The sequence below is a fragment of the Mycolicibacter sp. MU0083 genome, from assembly GCF_963378075.1.
Classification (GTDB): Bacteria; Actinomycetota; Actinomycetes; order Mycobacteriales; family Mycobacteriaceae; genus Mycobacterium; species Mycobacterium kokjensenii.
Genome location: NZ_OY726394.1, coordinates 1,397,395 through 1,417,221 on the forward strand (window position 1 = coordinate 1,397,395; position 19,827 = coordinate 1,417,221).

Genomic DNA, 19,827 nt, shown 5'->3' on the forward strand with positions numbered 1-19,827 from the left:
CCTGATCGGTCGTTCGCCGATACTCTGGCCAGATGAGCGTCCCCGTACTTCCCGACCTGCGCCAAGAGGTCCACGACGCCGCCCGACGTGCCAGAGTCGCCTCGCGATCCCTGACGGCGTTGTCCACCGCGGCCAAGAACAGTGCGCTGAATGCCGCAGCCGATGCGCTGCTGGCCCACACCGACGACATCCTGGCGGCCAACGCCGTCGACGTCGATGCTGCGCGTGCCGCCGGCACTCCCGAGGCCATGCTGGATCGGCTGGCGTTGTCGAAGGACCGGGTCGACGGTATCGCCGCCGGCCTGCGGCAGGTGGCCGGACTGCCCGACCCGGTCGGGGAGGTGCTGCGCGGCTACACCCTGCCCAACGGCCTGATGATGCGCCAGCAGCGGGTTCCGCTCGGCGTCGTCGGCATGGTCTACGAGGGCCGGCCGAACGTCACCGTGGACGCGTTCGGGTTGGCCCTGAAGTCCGGCAACGCCGCACTGCTGCGCGGTAGCTCATCGGCGGCGCACTCCAACCAGGCCCTGGTGGACGTACTGCGCGGCGCCCTGGTCAGCGAAGACCTGCCCGCCGACGCGGTGCAACTGCTGTCGTCGGCCGACCGCGCCACCGTCACTCATCTGATCCAGGCCCGCGGACTGGTCGACGTGGTGATCCCGCGCGGCGGTGCCGGGCTGATCGAAGCGGTGGTGCGCGATGCGCTGGTGCCGACCATCGAGACCGGGGTGGGCAACTGCCACGTCTACATCCACGAATCCGCCGACCTCGACGTTGCCGAACAGGTGCTGCTGAACTCCAAGACGCGCCGGCCCAGCGTCTGCAACGCCGCCGAAACCGTACTGGTCGACAAGGCCATCGCCGCGACCGCCCTGCCACGGCTGGTGGATGCGTTGACCACCGCCGGAGTCGCGGTGCACGGCGACGCCGACACCGCGGCCGCCGAGGAGGATCTGCGCCGGGAATACCTGGCGATGGACATCGCATTGGCGGTTGTCGACGATCTCGAGGACGCGATCGATCACATCAACGAGTACGGAACCGGACACACCGAGGCCATCGTCACCTCCAACATGGCCGCGGCCCAGCGGTTCAGCGAACAGGTCGACGCCGCCGCCGTGATGGTCAACGCTTCGACGGCGTTCACCGACGGCGAGCAGTTCGGTTTCGGCGCCGAGATCGGCATCTCCACCCAGAAATTGCATGCTCGTGGCCCGATGGGGCTGCCGGAGCTGACGTCGACCAAATGGATCGTGTGGGGCGACGGCCACACCCGTCCCGCCTAAGGAGCCCTAGCCCGCATGGACAACCCCGCCATCCCCGCCACCCCGGCCCGCCAAGCGCCGTTGTTCGCCGACATCGACGACGTCGCCCGCAGGTTGGCCGAGACCGGCTATCTGGCCGACACCGCCACCACCACCGCGGTGTTTCTGGCCGACCGGCTGGGCAAACCCCTGCTGGTGGAGGGGCCGGCCGGCGTCGGCAAGACCGAGCTGGCCCGGGCGGTGGCCACGGCCACCGGTTCCGGGCTGGTGCGACTGCAGTGCTACGAGGGTGTCGACGAAGCCCGGGCGCTCTATGAGTGGAACCACGCCAAGCAGATACTGCGCATCCAGTCCGGGTCCAACGGCGGGGACTGGGACGCCACCAAGATGGATGTGTTCGCCGAGGAGTTCCTGCTGTCGCGGCCGCTGCTGACCGCGATCCGGCGCACCGACCCCACGGTGCTGCTGATCGACGAGACCGACAAGGCCGACATCGAGATCGAGGGTCTGCTGCTGGAGGTGCTCTCCGACTTCGCGGTCACCGTCCCGGAACTGGGGACCATCACCGCCACCAGGACCCCGTTCACCGTGCTGACGTCCAACGCCACCCGGGAACTGTCCGAGGCGCTCAAACGTCGCTGCCTGTTCTTGCACATCGACTTCCCCGACGCGGACCTGGAACGCCGCATCCTGCTGTCGCGGGTACCGGAGTTGCCCGAACGGCTGGCCGCCGAACTGGTGCGCATCATCGGGGTGCTGCGTGGGATGCAGCTCAAGAAGGTGCCGTCGGTGGCCGAGACCATCGACTGGGGCCGGACCATCCTGGCCTTGGGCATGGACACCCTCGACGACGCCACCGTCGCCGCGACGCTCGGCGTGGTGCTCAAGCATCAGTCGGATCAGATCCGGGCCGCCGGAGAACTCCGGCTGAACTGATGGTCCGATAATGGTTCGCCGCATCCGCCCGTCGCAGCCGCTGGCTCCGCACGGTATTCCCGGGCATCTCGTGGGTTTTGTGGAAGCACTGCGGGGGCAGGGCATTTCGGTCGGGCCGTCGGAGACCGTGGATGCCGGTCGGGTGCTGACCGTGATCGGTCTGGGAGACCGGGAGGTGCTGCGGGAGGGCCTGGCGTGTGCGGTGCTGCGCCGGCCCGACCACCGCGACACCTATGACGCGCTGTTCGATCTGTGGTTCCCGGCCGCACTCGGCGGGCGGACCGTGATCGTCGACGGCGATGAGCAACCCGTCGACGACGTGCCGCTGTCCGAGGACGTCGAAGACATGCGGGCGATGTTGCTCGATCTGTTGAACGCCAATCCTGATCTGGCAGAGACGGATCCGCGATTGTCGGCGATGATCGCCGCGATCGTCGGCGCCTACGGGCAGTATCGGTCGAGTCGCGGCCCGTCCTACTCGGCCTACCAGGCGCTCAAGGCGTTGGCGCTCGACGAGTTGGAGGGCAAGCTGCTGGCCGGGCTGCTTGCGCCCTACGGTGACGAGCCCAGCCCCAGCCAGGAACAGATCGCCAAGGCGATGGCGGCACAACGGATCGCCCAGTTGCGCAAGTTGGTCGACGCCGAGACCAAGCGACGCACCGCCGAACAGTTGGGGCGCGAGCATGTGCAGATGTACGGCATTCCGCAACTGAGCGAGAACGTCGAGTTTCTCCGCGCCTCCGGCGAGCAGTTGCGCCAGATGCGGCGCGTGGTGGCACCGCTGGCCCGCACCTTGGCGACCCGGTTGGCCGCGCGCCGGCGGCGCTCCCGTGCCGGCACCATCGATCTGCGCAAGACGTTGCGCAAGTCGATGTCCACCGGTGGGGTGCCGATCGACGTGGTGCTGCGCAAGCCGCGCCCGGCTCGGCCCGAACTGGTGGTGCTGTGCGATGTATCCGGCTCGGTGGCCGGCTTCAGTCACTTCACGTTGCTTTTGGTTAATGCTCTGCGCCAACAGTTTTCGCGGGTGCGAGTGTTTGCGTTCATCGACACCACCGATGAGGTGACTCACCTGTTCGGGCCGGACGCGGACTTGGCGGTGGCTATTCAGCGGATCACCCGGGAATCCGGGGTCTACACCCGTGACGGTCATTCCGACTACGGTCACGCATTCGTCTCGTTCGCCGAGAACTTCCCCAACGTGGTGTCGCCGCGCAGTGCGCTGTTGGTGCTCGGTGACGGTCGTACCAACTACCGTGACCCCGGTATCGACGTGCTCTCGCACCTGGTGACCGCCAGTCGGCACGCGCACTGGCTCAACCCGGAACCTCAGCATCTGTGGGGCAGTGGGGATTCCGCGGTGCCGCGGTACAGCGACGTCATTCCCATGCACGAGTGCCGTTCGGCCAAACAGTTGGCCGGAGTGATCGACGCCCTGCTGCCGATCTAGGGGCGGCTGCCCCCTTTTCGGGCACGCCCTGCGTGTCCTTCTGCGTGCACTTTGGTCCGCCTAGTGCCGCTGATCTGCGTATTCGGCGTCGAAACATCGCCTGAACACCGGGTTTTGCGAACCGACGTCGAAGGGGAGTGAGTAGCCGGCGGGTAGGCGGCCGAAAAACTAGGGCAATCGATCACTCTATGAACGATGCCCAGCTCGGAAATAACCTAAGGCGTCTTAGCGAGCGTTAAGTATCTCGCTAACTATGGGGAGGTTGTTGCCATGATCGAGAGAAGTCGTGGTGCGAAGCGGAATTCGTCGCACCGAGCGGGAGCGCGTCGCACCAAGCGTGTCGCGGGTACGGGCGCGACGATAGGCGCGTTCCTGGCATTCGGGATGACGCCGCTCGCGCTTCCGCAACGGGCACACGCCGACGACTTCGGTCTGGACGACTTGTTCGACCCTGCCGCCTGGGCGATGCCGTATGACGGTGTCGATTGGGACTCCTTCGTCGACCCGAACGCCTGGTCGGCGTTGTTCGACGGTGCGGCGTTCGATTCGGTCGCCGGGGGTGGGGCGGCCAGCGACCCGTTCGGACTCGACGCCGCATTCAACTCGTTCATGGCCGACGCGAACGCCTGGGTGTCCACCAACTGGATCGGCACCCAGTTCGGCGACTGGGTCGACGACAACTTGATCAACCCGCTGGGTGCGGCATGGACCTCCGCCGACAGCTGTGGCTTCATCTGCGACGGGGCGGACGGGACTGCCACCGACCCGGACGGTCAGGACGGTGGCTGGCTGTTCGGCAACGGCGGCGCGGGGTACAGCTACAGCGCCGGTGACGGCTTCCACGACGGCGGCGCCGGGGGTGACGCCAACACGTGGGGCAATGGCGGCGATGGTGGCGCCGGCTCCGACGGCGGTGCGGGCGGCCTCGGCGGTAACGGCGGCATGTTCTCAGGCAACGGTGGTGACGGTGGTGCCGGCGGCAACGGTGTGGCCGGTTCCGCGCACATCGACGGTGGCGCCGGCGGCGCCGGTGGTAACGCGGGCCAGTTCTCGGCGTTCGCGCACGGTGGTGCCGGTGGTGCCGGTGGTGACGGAGCGACCGGCAATGCCGGCGCGGCCGGCAATTTCGCCACCGGTAATGGTGACGGCGCCAACGGCGGTAACGGCGGAAACGGCGGTCGCGGCGGTAACGGCGGCACCGGCGGTCTCTTCTTCGGCACCGGCGGTGCGGCGGGTGACGGCGGCGCCAGCGGTGGCGGTGGCAACGGTGGCGACGGAGCGGACGGCATCCTTGCGCACCTTGACGCCGGAAACGGTGGTGCCGGCGGCAACGCCGGTGTGGCGGGTGCGGCCGGCACGGCCGGTGCGGGGAGCAGCCTAGCGGGCACCGCGGGGGCGGCGGGTCAGGCCGGCGCCGCGAGCACACGCAGCGGCAACGGCGGCAACGGCGGTGACGGACTTGCCAGCACCGACTCGGACGTCGACGGTGGCAACGGTGGTGCAGGTGGTGCCGGCGGCGCGACCGGCGACGGTGGCAACGGTGGTAACGGTGGCGACGGAGCCGAAGGCCAGAACAGCGACGGAAGCAACGGTGGCGCTGGCGGTAACGGCGGCGCGGGCGGTTCCCAGTCTGGCAACGGCGGCAACGGCGGTGACGGCGGCGTCGGCGGTGCCGGCGCCAGTGGCAGCCAGGGCCAGGCCGGGGCGAACGGCAACTGGGCCATCGACTACGGCAACGGTAAGGGCGCCGGAGAGAACGGTGGAGCCGGCGGCCAAGGCTTCGACGGTGGTGCCGGCGGACACGGTGGCAATGCAGGGACCGCTGCTCACGGCACAGCCGGTCAGGCGGGTGACGGCGGTGACGGCGGTGTCGGCGGTAACGCGGGTGCCGGTGGAAACGGCGGCAACGGTGCAACCGGTGACTGGGGCGTGGCTCTGTCCAACGGGGTCGGCGGCAAGGGCGGCAACGCCGGAACGGCGATCGGTATCGCCGGCGCAGGCGGTGCGGGCGGTGCGGCAGGTTCTGGTGCGGGCGGCAGCGCCGGCAACGCCGGTGACGACGGGAGCGTTCCGGCTGTCGGGAGCGCGCACGGCGGCAACGGCGGCGCCGGCGCCGCGGGCGACTGGAACGTGGCGGCGTCCAATGGCGTCGGCGGTAAGGGCGGCAACGGCGGTACCGGTGGTACGTACGGTGACGGTGGTGTCGGTGGTACCGGTGGTGTAGGTGCCGCCGGTATTAACGGGGGGACCGGCGGCGACGGCGACGGTCTCGTCGGCGGTAACGGCGCCACCGGTGGTGCGGGGGGCACCGGTGGCGCCGGCGGCACGATCTCGGGCGTCAGCGGCGCTGGTGGCACCGGTGGTAACGGTGGTAACGGTGGTAACGGTGGTAACGGCGGCGACGGCCACAACGGCACCGGACCCGGCGTCAACGGCACCAACGGTGGTAACGGCGCTATCGCCGGTAACGGGGGTAGCGGCGGTGCCGGTGGCGTAGCGGGAGCCGCCGGTGGTCAAGGCGCGATCGGCCTGGCCGGCGACGGCGGAAACGGCGGTAATGCCGGGGCGGCCGGAGCCGGTGGTAACGGTGGGAACGGCTGGAATGTCACCGGCGGTAACGGCAGCGGTAGCAATGGCGGTGCCGGTGGCAACGGGGCGGCCAACTCGGCCCTGGGCGGCGCCGGGGGCGCCTCCGGTGGCGCGGGCGGCAGCGCCGGCCACGCCGGAAGCGTCGGGGCCGCCGGCGGTGCCGGCGGTAACGGCGGCGACGGCGGTTCGGGTTCGGGTACCGGACAGGGCGGCAACGCCGGACACGGTGGTACCGGCGGTGACGGCTTCGGCGTGATGCTCAACCAGGTCGGTGACGGCGGTAACGGCGGTGACGCCGGTGCGGCCGGCGCTGGCCTGAACGGCGCGATGATGGGCGCCGGGAGCTACGGCGGTAACGGCGGAGACGCCCAGACCGGCAACGGCGGCGACGGTGGCGACGGCTCCGACGGCAATGGGGCGATTAACGCTCACGGTGGCGCCGGCGGTGAAAGTGTCGTGAAGGGCAACGGCGGTGCCGGTGGTGACGGTGGCACCGGTCACGACGGTGGCCGCGGCGGCGACGCCAAGGTCGGCAACGGTGGTGACGGTGGCGACGGTGGCGACGGCAATGCCACGGTCGAAGGCGGTGACGGCGGTGACGGCGGTGCCAGCACCGGGTCCGGTAACGGCGGTAACGGCGGCCACGGTGGCCACGGTGGCAACGGGACCACGCCGACCGATGGTGGTGACGGAGGTGTCGGCGGTAGTGCTCACGTCGGAACCGCTGGAAACGGCGGTAACGGCGGCAACGGCGGTAACGGCTCCGTCAACGGCAACGGCGCCGGCGGTGGCAAGGGCGGTGCCGGCGGTTCCATCGACGCCCTCCCCGGGGCCAGCGGCAGCGGTGGCAACGGCGGCAACGCCGGTAACGGTGGCAACGGCGGTTCCGCGTCAGGGACCGGTGGCAATGGCGCCCAGGGCGGTAAGGGCGGCAACGCCTTCGGCAACGGAAGCGGCGGCGATGGCGGTAACGGCGGTAACGGCGGGGACGGGACCACCGGCGGCAACGGTGTCCGGGGTGGCGACGGCGGCAACGGTGCCGGTCAGGGCGATGGAGGCTCTGGCGGCAACGGCGGTAGCGGTGGTGACGGCTCCTCCGGCAACGGCGGTGGCGGTGCCATCGGTGGCAACGGTGGAACCGCGGCAACCGGTACCGGCGGTGCCGGTGGCAACGGCGGTAGCGGCGGTGACGCGGGCCCCGGAGGCACTGCGGGCGCCGGTGCGAAGGGCGGCGCGGGGGGCGACGTCACCGTCGAAGGCACCGGTGGTGCCGGTGGTAACGGCGGCCTCGGTGGCGACGGCGGCGACGGTTTGGCGGCACTGGTCGGCAACGCCGGCAACGCCGGTCTCGTCGGTGGCGTCGGTGGCAACGGCGGCCAGGGCGGTCAAGGGGCCGGTGCCGGGAACGGCGGTGCCGGTGGCCTGGGCGGCAACGGTGGTGCCGGCGGCAACGGTTCGGCCGGAAACGGTCCGGGCCTAAACGGCGGTGACGGTGGCGACGGCGGAAAGGCGGGCTCCGGTGGCGTTGGCGGCACCGCACTGGGGTCCGGCAACGGCGGTGCCGGTGGCCGATCCGGTGACGGCGGCGTCGGCGGCAACGGTGCCAACGGGTCCAACACGACCAACAGCGGTGCCGACGGTGGCCGAGGCGGTAACGCCGGCAGCGGCGGTAACTCGGCGGCCGGCGGCAAGGGTGGAGACGCCATGGGCGCCGGCACCGGCGGCCTCGGCGGCGACGGTGGGAGCGGTGGACTCAGCGGGACGGCCGGAAACGGCGGTAGCGGCGGTGCGGCCTCCGCGATGACCGTGGCGGGTGATGGCGGTAACGGCGGCACCGGCGGCAACGGCGGGCTCGGCGGAAACGCCGGTGCCGGCGGTGACTCGGTCAACGGTGACGGCGGCGTCGGCGGCAACGGCGGTGCCGGCGCGTCCGCGGGGACTGGCGGTAACGGCGGTGCCGGTGGCGCCGGGGACGCCTCCGGTGGTGGCCAGGCGGCCGGTACCGGCGGGTCCGGGGGCGACGGCGGTCAGGGTGCCCTGGGTGGCAACGGCGGTGCCGGTGGCAAATCCACCGGGACCACGGTCAACGCCAAGGGCGATGGTGGCCAGGGCGGCAACGCCGGGGCGACCGGTGATGGCGGTGATGGCGGCCAAGGTGGCACCGGCGGTGCTGCCGCGGCAGGCCAGGGATTCGGCGGTGACGGCGGTGACGGTGGTGACGGCGGCGCCACCGGCTACGACGGGCAGACCCCCGGGGGAGACGGAGCCACCGGCGGTGCCGGCGGTGACGCCGCAGGCACCGGCAACGGCGGTGACGGCGGTCTCGGCGCCGCCGGTGGCTCCGGCGGTAGTGGTGGCTCCGGCGGTCCCGGCGGTACGGGCGTCAATGGCACCGGTGGTGGCTCCGGCGGTCCCGGCGGGAACGGGGCCAACGGTGAGAACGGCGGTGCGGGCGGTGAGGGCGGAGAAGCCACCCACAGCTCGCTCGGCGGGGTCGGTGGCGCCGGCGGCCAGGGCGGCGCCGGTGGTGCGATCGGTGCGGGCGGCTCCGGCGGTGCCGGGACCGACGGTGGGGGAACCGGTGCCGACGGCAGTGCCGGAAGCGTGCCGGGCCAGAAGGGGGCGAACGGCGCCAACGGAGGACCGCCCGCATAGAGGCCGGCTGAGACCGGCAACGGCACAACCACGGTCGTCGGAGAATATCCGGCGACCGTGGTTGTCGCCTTTGGTCAGATCGGATGATCGACGGCAGCTGATGCCACCGTGTTGTGATCGCAATGCCCGCAACGGTTTTAACGCTGGCGTCAAACTTTTACGGACGTGTAAGACTTCAAATTCAGTGCGGAAAGTTATTCACCATTGGGTATTTGGGGCGTATTTTGGTGTACAGCCGACGAGCTTGAGGTGTGATCGCCGGCAGGGGGATCGGGGAGGTCGGTACTTCAGTGCACATAACAGCGGAAGCGGTGTCGGCTTGGCCGGTCATAGGCCGCGAAGAACAACAGCGAGAAGCGCTGGAAACACTGGGAATTGAGTCGAATTACCAAGGCGTTGCCCTGGTGGGCGAGAGCGGTGTCGGCAAGTCGACGCTGGCCCGTGCACTCGGTGCGCAACTCAGCGCGCAGGGGCGCACCGTCCGGTTTGTCTTGGGAACCCAGACCGGCCGTGACGTGCCACTCGGGGCGTTCTCCCGGTCGGTGACCGTCGACGCGTCCCGCGAGCCCGTCGCGATGCTGGCCGCCGCTCACCAGAACCTCACAGCCGCAACGGACCCCGTGATCATCGTCGATGACGCACAACTGCTCGACCCGCTGTCCGCGACGTTGACCTACCAGTTGGCGGCGGAGCGCGACGCGCACCTGATCGTGGTGATCCGTTCGGGCGAACCGGTCTCGGACGCCGTGGGTGCGCTGCTGAAGGAACGGTTGTTGCTGAACCTGCATGTCGGTCCGTTCACTCGCGAACAGACCGGTGAACTGGCACGGCGGGTGCTCGGCGGAGTGGTCAGCCCGCAGGTGATCGACGGGTTGCACGGCCGCAGTGCGGGATTGCCGCTGTATCTGCGCGGGCTGTTGCGGGCGGGGGCAGAGAACGGCGTGCTGGTGGAATCCGACGAGGGCTGGCATCTTCAGGGCTCGCTGCACGCGGACCAGGAGCTCTCGGACCTGTTGGAGTTCCGGTTGCAGGGGTTGACCGCCGAGGAGTTGGAAGCACTCGAGATTCTGGCAACCGCGGAAGTGCTGGATTGGGAGGTGTTCCGCGAGCTGTGTTCTCCCGAAGCGGTGTGCGGGCTGGAGCGCCATCGGCTGATCCACCTGGCCTCCGACGGATCCGGAACCCTGGCGCAGGTGACGCACCCGGTGTTCGGCGACGCGGCGCTCGCGCGTGCTGGAGTGGTCCGACTGCGCCGGCTCAACGGCTTGCTGGCTAAGGCGTATCAGAAACATCTGCGCCGGGGACAGCGGATTCGTCTGCCCGACATGCGTGGCCAGATCCGACTGGCTCAGTTCATGATCCGCAGTGACTTGAAGCCCGACCTGGAGCTGATCATCAGGGCGGCGACCAGCGCGACCGCGGTGGCGAATCTCAGCCAGGCAGAAGACTTGTCCCGCTTCGCTTTAGAACACGGTGGAGGTCTTCCCGCCGCGCTGGTGCTCGCCGATGCACTGTGCTGGCAGGGCCGTGGCGATGCGGCGGAGCGTGTGCTCAAGGACGTGAGCCTCGACGGTGCCGCCGACCGGTCGATCGTCCAATGGGCCTGCCTGCGCGCGTCCAATCTGTTCTGGAACTGCGGCGACATCGAAGCGGCCCGAACCGTTTTGAGTCAGTTGCAAAGCTGCCGGTATCCCGAGTCGAGCACCGCGATGGTTGAGTCCGTCGAGTTGTCCGTCGCGTTCTTCTCCGGCGATATGCCGGCTACGGCACTGGGTGACGTGTCGATGTTCGGTGCCGAAGAACTTCCCGTGGCAACCGCACTGGCGGCGCTACCGACGGCATACGCGTTGGCTGCCGCCGGACGCTTCGAAGAGGTGACCGCGGTCGCCGACGCCGGGCTGCGGGCGGTCGTCGGCGGCCGGTTGGGGACCATTCGCTACGGTTTCGGCGTCGCCGAGGTGCTGGCAGCAGCCGTCGTGGGCGACTTCGCGGCGGCCGAATCGGTCGCCGAACGCTATGCCGCGATGGCGGCGGGCGTGCCGGAACCGGACGCCATGGCAGGGGTGCTGTTCGGCCTGGTGTATCTGGCCCGCGGCCAACTCTCCGCGGCCAGTGCGGCGTTCCAGAACGCCATACCGGCGTTGGTCGTCGGTGCCCAGGCGATGTGGCCGATGCTGGCCAGTGCGTGGGCGACCCAGGCGGAATCCGCTCAGGGCAACGCGTCTGCGGCGTCGGTGGCGCTGCGGCGTTGTGAGAGCGCCTACGGGCCGCAGGCCGCGGCCTTCCTACCCGAGGTAGAACTGGCTCGCGCCTGGGAACGTGCGGCGCACGGCGAAACCTCCGCGGGACGGGCACATGCGCTACGGGCGGCTCACGTCGCCCGGAACCTGGGTATGCACGCCGTCGAGATGCGTGCGCTGCACACCGCGGTCAGATTCGGTGACCGAGCCCAAGCCGATCGGCTGTCCGAGCTGGCCAGGATCCTGAAGGCGCCCTTGCCCGAATTGGCTGCCGCGCAGGCGCGGGGCATGGCCAATCACGACGCCGACCTGTTGAGTTCCACCTCGGACCGGTATGCCGCCCTGGGAGCTTTCGCGATGGCTGCGGACGCGGCCGCTCAGGCTTCCTGCGAGTACGCGCGCGGCGGCCAACGCGGCAAACAGTTGGAATCGTCCACCCGCTCCCAATGGCTGGCCAAGCAGGGCGACATCCATACCCCGGCGGTGACCGAGGCGGTTCTGCCGTTGCCGATCACCGGCCGTGAACGTGAGATCGCGATGCTGGTCGCCGCCGGGCTGTCCAACCGTGAGATCGCTCATCGGCTCTCGGTATCGGTACGCACCATCGACGGCCACCTCTACCGGATGTTCGCCAAGCTCGGCATCGAGCGGCGTGATCAGTTGGTCAGGCTGTTCGGCGGGCTTCAAACCGAGGCGTGACGTCCTCAGCGAGTCCGTTCGTAGATCAACCAGCGCAGCTCGATCGGACTCTCCTCGCGGGTGGTCTTGAACGCGTCGAGCCCACTTACCCAGTCGGTGTACCAGCTGGTGGGGGGCCAAGCGCCGTAGGGCAGATTCGCCTTCTCGTAGTCGTACACCGACTCGTCGGAAAGCAGCCGAAACGGCAGACCGGCGATAGCGTCGGACATTTCGTCGCGGGTGAACAAACTGGTGTACACCTGTTGGCCGAACTCACGCGCGGCGCCGTCGGGTTCATAGCCGTCGTCGGCCAGGAAAGCGTTGAAGACCAGCCGTCCACTCGGGGCAAGGCTTCGGGCAGCCAGTTCGAACAGACTGCGTAGCTGCGTCGTGGACCGGAAATCGGTCAATACCTCGGAGAGCACGACCAGTTGGTAGTCATTGCGCAGATCGTCCGCGCCGGCGAACACGTCACGCACGATGACGCGTACGTTCAATGATTCCTGTTGGGCTTCGGATCGGATGATCTCGGCGAACTTCGGTGTCATCTCCACCACGTCGACCGGATGTCCGCGGCGTGCCAGGGCCAACGCGTTACGCCCGGTGCCGCCGCCGATCTCGAGTACCGGGTAGGACGCGGCGTCATAGAACTCGTTGGACAGTTGCCAGACGCGGGCATCGGGTTCGGTGCCGAACAGGGGCGGCTTCCGCGTCGACAGCCAATTCGTGTACGCCTCGGCGACAGAACTCCACTCCGCACGCACCGTGTAGTTGAGGGAGGGCCCGATCGGCGCATTGTAGGAGATAATGATGTTCGACCGCACCGAGGCGGCGTACGCCTGGGTCAGTTGATCTTCCAATACACGTCTCAGGTGGGCGAGTTCGAGCTCGTTGAATTTCTTGCCCAGACCCGCGAACACGGTGTCGCACATCGACACGTATTCGTCGAGCATGCTCGGGACGGCGGGCAGCTTGATCTCCCCGGTGATCTGCGCGCGGGTGTAGAAGCGCTTCAGCATGGCGTCCTTCGCCGACTGCGCACGATCAACTGAGGTCAAGGGCAATTCGTCCACAGTCATCTTGTACACGATTGCGCACCGAAGCGAAACAACGCCCGGCCGTCGCGGCGGGATGGGGGAGGCCGCTCAGCCGCGGACCCCAAGTAAGCTGGCCTATCGTGCGAAAACGGCGGCTGGGAGTCATGGGTGGGACATTCGATCCCATCCATCACGGGCACCTGGTCGCGGCCAGCGAGGTAGCCGACCTGTTCGGTCTCGACGAAGTGGTGTTCGTCCCGACCGGCCAGCCGTGGCTCAAGGACCGCCGCGTGACCGCCGCAGAAGACCGCTACCTGATGACGGTGATCGCCACCGCCTCGAACCCGAGGTTCTCGGTGAGCCGCGTCGACATCGATCGGGCCGGACCCACCTACACCAAGGACACCCTGCGCGACCTGCAACAACAGTATTCCGACGCCGAGTTGTACTTCATCACCGGTGCGGATGCCCTGGCCTCTATCGTGTCCTGGCAGGATTGGCCGGAGATGTTCGAGATGGCGCGGTTCGTGGGGGTGAGTCGACCCGGTTACGAACTGAACGGCGACCATCTCGCCGAGGCGCTGGGCGCGCTGCCACCCGACGCGTTGACACTGGTCGAAGTGCCGGCGCTGGCGATCTCGTCGACCGACTGCCGTCGCCGCGCGGCCGAAGCCCGACCGATCTGGTACCTGGTACCCGACGGTGTGGTCCAGTACGTGTCCAAGCGCCACCTCTACCAACCGACCCCCGGAGAACCACAATGACCGCGACACCCGAGGCCATCGCGATGGCCACCGTGGCGGCCGGTGCCGCCTCGAACAAGCTGGCCGACGACGTCGTCGTCATCGATGTTTCGGCGCAGCTGGTCATCACCGACTGCTTCGTCATCGCCTCGGCGTCCAACGAACGCCAGGTCAACGCGATCGTCGACGAGGTCGAAGAGAAGATGCGGCTGGCCGGACACAAACCGGCACGCCGGGAGGGCACCCGCGAGGGCCGCTGGACCCTGCTGGATTACGTCGACATCGTCGTACACATCCAGCACCAGGACGAGCGGGACTTCTACGCACTGGATCGACTGTGGAAGGACTGCCCGCTGGTGCCGGTGGCGTTGGACGACTCGGCCGGTGACGCCCCACCGGAGGATGCCTCGTGAAGACCCGCCGGCTGATCCTGCTGCGCCACGGCCAGACCGAGTTCAACGCCGGAAGCCGAATGCAGGGTCAGCTCGACACCGTCCTGAGCGATCTCGGCCGCGCTCAGGCCGCCGCGGCCGCCGAGGTGCTGCGCAAGCGACACCCACTGCTGATCGTCTCCTCCGACCTGTGGCGCGCCTACGACACCGCCACGGTGCTGGCCGAACACAACGGTTTGCAGGTCCGGGTGGACACCCGCCTGCGCGAGACACACCTGGGTGACTGGCAGGGACTGACGCACGAAGAGGTGGACGCCGCATCCCCGGGTGCCCGGCTGGCCTGGCGCGACGACGCCCGATGGGCCCCGCACGGCGGGGAGAGCCGAGTCGACGTCGCGGAGCGCAGCATCCCCCTGGTCGCCGAGTTGGTGGCCACCGAACCGCACTGGGGCAGCACCGAGCACGCCGATCAACCGGTGGTGCTGGTCGCCCACGGCGGGTTGATCGCGGCGCTCACCGCTGCGCTGCTGCGACTTCCGGTCGACAACTGGCCGGCACTGGGCGGAATGGCCAACGCCAGTTGGACCCAGCTCAGTGGATACTCCGACAAAGCGGATCCCGACGACGACTTCGCCGATGTGCGATGGCGGCTCGACGTCTGGAACGCCTCAGCACAGGTGGCCGGTGATGTCCTCTAAATCCTCTGACGCGCGACCGACACTGCTGGTCTTCGCCGACTCGCTGTCCTACTACGGGCCGACCGGCGGGTTGCCGGCCGATCACCCCAAGATCTGGCCCAACATCGTCGCCGCCGAACTCGGCTGGGACGTCGAACTGATCGGGCGGATCGGCTGGACCAGCCGCGATGTGTGGTGGGCTTCCACCCAGGATCCGCGGGCCTGGGCTGCGCTGCCGCGTGCCGGCGCGGTGATCTTCGCGACGAGTGGGATGGACTCGTTGCCGTCGGTATGGCCGACGGCGCTGCGCGAGCTGATCCGCTATGTGCGACCGGCGTGGTTGCGACGGTGGGTCCGTGACGGTTACGGCTGGTTGCAGCCCCGGTTCTCGCCGATGGCACGGGCCGCGCTGCCGCCGCACCTCACCGCGGAATACCTTGAGATGACCAGGGGCGCCATCGATTTCAACCGGCCGGGAATCCCGATCGTGGCGTCGTTGCCGTCGGTGCACATCGCCGACACCTATGGACGTGCCCACCAGGGCCGCGAACCCACCGTCCGGGCCATCGAAGCCTGGTCACGGGAGCGCGATGTTCCGTTGGTGGACCTCAAGGCCGCCGTCGCCGACGAGGTTCTCAGCGGGCGGGCCAACCCGGACGGGATTCACTGGAACTTCGAAGCGCATTGCGCGGTCGCCGATCTGATGCTCAAAGCACTGCGTGAGGCCGGCGTATCCGGTCCGGTGGAATGAGCGGCCCGCGCGTTGTCGTGGTGACTGATTCGTCGGCGTGCCTGCCTGTCGCGCTGCGTGACCGGTGGGGCATCCGAACGGTTCCGTTGCACATCCTGCTCGACGGCGTCGACCTGCGTGACGGGGTGGACGACGTACCGGCGGACATCTACGCGCGGGATCGGGTCACCACCGCCGGGGCCGGACCCGACGACCTGGTCGGTGCCTACCGGAACGCGCTGTCCTACAGTGCCGGTTCCGGTGTGGTCGCAGTGCACATCTCCTCGTTGCTGTCGGGGACGTTCGGTACCGCCGAACAAGCCGCCGAGCAGATCGGTTCCGGGGTTCGGGTGGTGGACTCCAGGTCGGCCGCGATGGGCACCGGGTTCGTAGCGCTGGCGGCGGCGCGTGCGGCCGCAGCCGGTGCCGACCTCGCCGGGGTGGCGGCCGCCGCGGACGCCGCCGTGCACCGGAGCCACGCCTACATGGTGGTGCAACGACTGGACAATCTGCGGCGCAGCGGCCGGATCGGCAGCGCGGCGGCCTGGCTGGGCACCGCACTGTCGCTGAAACCGCTGCTGGCCGTCGAGGACGGCAAACTTGTTCTGGCCCAGCGTATTCGCACCGTGAGCAAAGCCGTCGCGGCGATGCTCGACCGGGTGTGTGACGTGGTGGGGGAGCGTTCCGCCGCGTTGGCGGTGCATCATGTCGCCAATCCGCAGGGGGCCGCCGAGGTGGCCGGCGCCCTAGCCGAGCGCCTACCGGCCTGCGAACCGGCCGTCATCACCGATTTGTGCCCCACGCTGGCACTGCACGTCGGGGCGGGGGCGGTAGCGGTATGCGTCGACGTCGACCCGGAAGAGTTCGTGCGCCCCTGAGCCCATGAGCGAACCGCGGTGTCACTGCGTGGGCGCCGCGAACCTGTCGGTGGCCTCGTCATGCGGGGTGTGCGCCGCGATTCCGCGGATGTTCTTATTGGGTCCCCACGGCCGGACCACCTGCGGCCACCAGAACCACTTGCCCAACAGCGTTGCGATCGAGGGCATGAAGAACGCCCGGACCACGAAGGTATCCAGCAGCAGTCCGATCGCGACGGTGGTGCCGTACATGCCGATCGCCTTGAGGTCGGAAAAGAACATGATGCCCATGGTCGCGGCGAACACCATTCCGGCCGAGGTCACCACGCCACCGCTGCCCGCCATGGCACGGATGTAACCGGTCTTGAGCCCGGCGTGAATCTCTTCTTCGAACCGGGAGACCAGCAGCAGGTTGTAGTCCGATCCGACGGCCAGCAGCACGATCACGGCCAGTACCAGGGTCACCCAATAGATGTGTTGACCGAAGATGTGCTGCCAGATCAACACCGAGATACCGAAGGACGCGGCGATCGAACTGGATGCGGTACCGAGGATCACCGCGGCGGCCACCAGGGAACGGGTGATCATCATCATGATCAGGAAGATCAGCGTCAGCGACGCCACGACCGCGATCATCAGGTCGTACTTGGCGCCGTTCTGCATGTCCTCGTACAGGGCCGCCATGCCGCCGATATAGACCTTGGCGTCGGACAGCGAGGACTGCTTCAAGGCTTCTTGTGCCGCAATACGTTCCGGTTCGACGCGCTTGATACCCTCGGCGGTCGCCGGATAGGTCTGGTGGGTGACGAAGAAGCGCGCCGACTTGCCGTCCGGGGACATGAACAGTCGCAGACCGGTCTGGAAGTCCTTGTTGTCGAACGCCTCGGCGGGCAGATAGAAATAGTCGTCGTTCTTGGAGTCGTCGAAGCTCTGGCCCATCATGATCTGGGTGTTGCTCAGACTCTCCATCTGATCGATGAACGCCGAGAACGTGGAGTGCACCGTCAGCACCAGTCCACGCATGATCTTCATGGTGTCGACCACCGCCGGCAACAGTTCGACGGCCTGCGGCAGCAGCCTGGCTGTCTTGGTGATGTCGGTGGACAGGTTGTGCAGTTCTTCGGAGAGTTGGTCGACGCCGTCGGTGGTGTCGAAGGTGTTGCGCAGGGCGTTGCACATCGGGATGTCGAAGCAGTGCGGTTCCCAGTAGAAATAGCTGCGCAGCGGGCGGAACTGGTCGTCGAACTCGGCGATATGGTCACGGATCCGGTCGGAGATCTCCACGGTGCGTTCGGTGACCTCGGCGGTGTCATCGAAGGTGCGGTCGACCTCTTGCAGGTAGCCGTACATCTGGATCAGCAACTCGATGTCTTTGTCCAGCTGCTGGGAGATCGTGTCGATGTCCTGGACCCGGTCCTTGAGCGTCTTCATGTTCTGGATCATCAGTTGATTGGAGACGCTCAACTGGAACGGAATCGAGCTGTGCTGCAACGGGATACCCAGCGGCCGGGTGATGTCCTGGATCATCCCTATCCCGACCACCCGCATGATGTTCTTGGCGACCCGGTCCAGCACCAGCATGTCCGCGGGATTGCGCATGTCGTGGTCGGATTCGACCATGGTGATGTCCGGGGCCATCCGCGCGGCCGAGAAGTGCTTCTCCGCGGCGGCGTAGGCGACGTTGACCGGGGTGTCCTTGGGCAGGTACTTGCGGTCGTCGTAGCCCGGTTTGAACCCCGGCAGGGCGACCAGGCCGATCATGATGATGGCCAGGCTGGCGACCATGATCGGTCCCGGCCAGCGCACCACCGAGATCCCGGCCTTTCGCCAGAACCCGCCGCGAGTGGCCTTCTTGGGGTCGAGCAGACCGAACGTGGTGACCACCACCAGCATTGCGGGGCCCAGCGTCAGGGCGGCGCCGACCACCACGAGCATGCCGACCGAGACCGGAATACCCATGGTGTGGAAGTAGGGCAGCCGGGTGAAGTAGAGCATCGCCGATGCGCCGGCGATGGTCAGACCGGACCCGAGCACGACGGGGGTGACGCTGCGAACGGTGGTGTAGTAGGCGTCGATCCGGTCTTCGCCGGCGACCCGGGCTTCGCGGTAGCGGCCGATCAGGAAGATGCCGTAGTCGGTGCCGGCCGCGATGGCCAGCATCACCATGATGTTGACCGCGAACGTGGTCAGCCCCATGACGTCGTGATAGCCCATCACGGCCACCACTCCGCGGGCACACATCAACTCCAGCAGCGTCAGGAACAACTGCGTCAACATCGCAGCCCACGACCGGAAGACGATCAGCAACATGATCGCGATCGCCCCGATGGTGAACAGCGTGATCTTGACCAGGCTGGCATCGCCGATCTCGCGCAGGTCTGCGGTCAGTGCGGCGGGCCCGGCGACGTAGGCCTGCACGCCCGGGGGAGCCGGGGTGTCATCGATGGCCTTGCGGACCGCGACGACGGAGTCGTTGGCTTCGGTCATGCCCTGGTTGCCGACCAGATTGAGCATGACGTAGGCGGCTTTGGCGTCGGAACTCTGCACACCCGCGGCGGTCAGCCGGTCGCGCCAGAAGTCCTGGGCGTGCTCGACATGCTCCTTGTCCGCGACCAGCTTCGCGACGATCTCGTCGTAGTAGTGGTGGGCCGCGTCGCCGAGCTCGTCCTCGCCGACCACCACCATCATCACGGTGCTGTTGGACTTGTATTCCTGAAAGTTCTCGCCGACGAGCTTGCTGGCGATCATCGACGGTGCGTCGACCGGCGCCAACGGGGCGGAGTGTTCCTCGGAGATGACTTCCAGCTGCGGCACAAGGATGTTCACCAAAACGGTGAGCACGACCCAGGCGATGATGATCGGCACCGCGAAGATCCGCAGCATGTGCGCGAAGAACGGTCGCTTGACGTGCGGATCCTGCTGACCGTCGAGGCGCGTCTTGATGCGTTTGATCATCCGGACTTCACCAGGCAGTAGGTCTGGGCGTTGAGTCCGGAGGACCGGCGCTCGTCGAGCAGACGGTCGTCGATCTTGATGCGGCAGCCGATCTCACCGGTGTTGCCCTGCACGATCATGTTCGCCATGACGGCCGGCAGCACGGTGACCACGGTGTAACTCCAGGGCAGCGGCACGTCGTTGAGCTGATGGACGTTGGCCTCGGCGTCCCAGTAGTTGATGTCGGCGCGGGTCCCGGGCGGCCCGAATGCCTCGTAGGCGACGTATTTCGGGTTGAACTGGACGATCTCGATGCCGGCGCCGGCATGGGGATTGAGGTCTTCGGAGGCGAACACCTTGTGCAACCGGGTGACGATCACACTCGAAACCGCGATGACCACGATGAATACCAGCGGAATCCAGTGTTTGGAGAGTATGCCGGTGATCGAGAACTTCTTCATCCCACCGCCTTCCGCTGGTCGATAGTGCGGTTGATCGTTGGCGTCTGACCGAAATTACTCCGAGGCTCGGCGGAAGCGTCGATGGTTCCGCCGGTTTCACCCTCGGGCAGCATAACCTTTGCTTAGCTAAGGATTAAACCCGGCGCGTCCGTCGGCGGCATCCGCGACCGCCGCCGTTTCGAC

General features: G+C 67.9%; 13 protein-coding genes. 10 read left to right on the forward strand and 3 right to left on the reverse strand.

Going from position 1 to position 19,827, the window contains the following annotated elements:
• The first annotated feature begins 32 nt into the window (after window positions 1-32).
• The 5 genes from RCP38_RS06545 (at window position 33) to RCP38_RS06565 (ending at window position 11,834) form a co-directional block, all read left to right on the forward strand.
• A complete protein-coding gene (locus RCP38_RS06545; protein ID WP_308476313.1) occupies window positions 33-1,286 on the forward strand; it encodes a glutamate-5-semialdehyde dehydrogenase in 1,254 nt (417 codons plus the stop codon).
• 15 nt (window positions 1,287-1,301) lie between these two features.
• Complete coding sequence (locus RCP38_RS06550) at window positions 1,302-2,201, forward strand: AAA family ATPase (protein WP_308476314.1); 900 nt, start codon at window positions 1,302-1,304, stop codon at window positions 2,199-2,201.
• 7 nt (window positions 2,202-2,208) lie between these two features.
• The gene (locus RCP38_RS06555; protein ID WP_308477095.1) at window positions 2,209-3,651 is read left to right on the forward strand and encodes a vWA domain-containing protein; all 1,443 of its coding nucleotides are present in this window, start codon (window positions 2,209-2,211) and stop codon (window positions 3,649-3,651) included.
• A 384-nt stretch (window positions 3,652-4,035) separates the two neighbouring features.
• Window positions 4,036-8,895: a PGRS repeat-containing protein gene (locus RCP38_RS06560; protein WP_308476315.1), complete on the forward strand. Its 4,860-nt coding sequence runs from the start codon at window positions 4,036-4,038 to the stop codon at window positions 8,893-8,895.
• Window positions 8,896-9,206: 311 nt separating this feature from the next.
• Window positions 9,207-11,834, forward strand: a complete 2,628-nt coding sequence (locus tag RCP38_RS06565; RefSeq protein ID WP_416223209.1) for a helix-turn-helix transcriptional regulator — start codon at window positions 9,207-9,209, stop codon at window positions 11,832-11,834.
• Between the two features lie 5 nt (window positions 11,835-11,839).
• Here the strand turns inward: RCP38_RS06565 and RCP38_RS06570 are convergent, their stop codons facing one another.
• Window positions 11,840-12,886, reverse strand: coding sequence for a class I SAM-dependent methyltransferase (locus RCP38_RS06570; protein WP_308477096.1), 1,047 nt, complete (start codon window positions 12,884-12,886; stop codon window positions 11,840-11,842).
• Between the two features lie 101 nt (window positions 12,887-12,987).
• On the opposite strand from RCP38_RS06570, the gene nadD reads away from it, so the two are divergent.
• The 5 genes from nadD to RCP38_RS06595 are packed head-to-tail and all read left to right on the forward strand — an operon-like array spanning window position 12,988 to window position 16,270.
• Entirely contained in the window at window positions 12,988-13,614 is a 627-nt protein-coding gene (gene nadD / locus RCP38_RS06575; RefSeq protein ID WP_373692500.1) for a nicotinate-nucleotide adenylyltransferase, read from the forward strand.
• Window positions 13,611-14,006, forward strand: coding sequence for a ribosome silencing factor (gene rsfS, locus RCP38_RS06580; protein WP_308476318.1), 396 nt, complete (start codon window positions 13,611-13,613; stop codon window positions 14,004-14,006). Before nadD ends, rsfS begins: the two co-directional genes overlap by 4 nt.
• Window positions 14,003-14,683 (forward strand): glucosyl-3-phosphoglycerate phosphatase, encoded by a 681-nt coding sequence (gpgP, locus tag RCP38_RS06585; RefSeq protein WP_308476319.1) that lies wholly within the window; start codon window positions 14,003-14,005, stop codon window positions 14,681-14,683. The genes rsfS and gpgP overlap by 4 nt, the downstream gene beginning before the upstream one ends.
• The gene (octT, locus tag RCP38_RS06590; RefSeq protein ID WP_308476320.1) at window positions 14,673-15,413 is read left to right on the forward strand and encodes a diglucosylglycerate octanoyltransferase; all 741 of its coding nucleotides are present in this window, start codon (window positions 14,673-14,675) and stop codon (window positions 15,411-15,413) included. The genes gpgP and octT overlap by 11 nt, the downstream gene beginning before the upstream one ends.
• Window positions 15,410-16,270 carry a DegV family protein gene (locus RCP38_RS06595; protein WP_308476321.1) on the forward strand — a complete coding sequence of 287 codons (861 nt, stop codon included), beginning with the start codon at window positions 15,410-15,412 and terminating at the stop codon, window positions 16,268-16,270. Before octT ends, RCP38_RS06595 begins: the two co-directional genes overlap by 4 nt.
• Window positions 16,271-16,291: 21 nt before the next feature.
• Here RCP38_RS06595 and RCP38_RS06600 read toward each other — a convergent pair whose 3' ends face one another.
• On the reverse strand, window positions 16,292-19,204 hold the full coding sequence (locus RCP38_RS06600; protein WP_308476322.1) for an MMPL/RND family transporter: 2,913 nt from the start codon (window positions 19,202-19,204) through the stop codon (window positions 16,292-16,294).
• Window positions 19,201-19,644 (reverse strand): MmpS family transport accessory protein, encoded by a 444-nt coding sequence (locus RCP38_RS06605; RefSeq protein ID WP_308476323.1) that lies wholly within the window; start codon window positions 19,642-19,644, stop codon window positions 19,201-19,203. Before RCP38_RS06605 ends, RCP38_RS06600 begins: the two co-directional genes overlap by 4 nt.
• Between the last annotated feature and the right edge of the window lie 183 nt (window positions 19,645-19,827).

Excerpts from the sequence above, each read along its gene's own strand:
- RCP38_RS06595 (WP_308476321.1), top strand. The coding sequence starts at position 15,410 with ATGAGCGGCCCGCGCGTTGTCGTGGTGACTGATTCGTCGGCGTGCCTG.
- RCP38_RS06605 (WP_308476323.1), bottom strand. The coding sequence starts at position 19,644 with ATGAAGAAGTTCTCGATCACCGGCATACTCTCCAAACACTGGATTCCG.
- rsfS (WP_308476318.1), top strand. The coding sequence starts at position 13,611 with ATGACCGCGACACCCGAGGCCATCGCGATGGCCACCGTGGCGGCCGGT.
- octT (WP_308476320.1), top strand. The coding sequence starts at position 14,673 with ATGTCCTCTAAATCCTCTGACGCGCGACCGACACTGCTGGTCTTCGCC.
- RCP38_RS06600 (WP_308476322.1), bottom strand. The coding sequence starts at position 19,204 with ATGATCAAACGCATCAAGACGCGCCTCGACGGTCAGCAGGATCCGCAC.
- RCP38_RS06550 (WP_308476314.1), top strand. The coding sequence starts at position 1,302 with ATGGACAACCCCGCCATCCCCGCCACCCCGGCCCGCCAAGCGCCGTTG.
- RCP38_RS06545 (WP_308476313.1), top strand. The coding sequence starts at position 33 with ATGAGCGTCCCCGTACTTCCCGACCTGCGCCAAGAGGTCCACGACGCC.
- RCP38_RS06560 (WP_308476315.1), top strand. The coding sequence starts at position 4,036 with ATGACGCCGCTCGCGCTTCCGCAACGGGCACACGCCGACGACTTCGGT.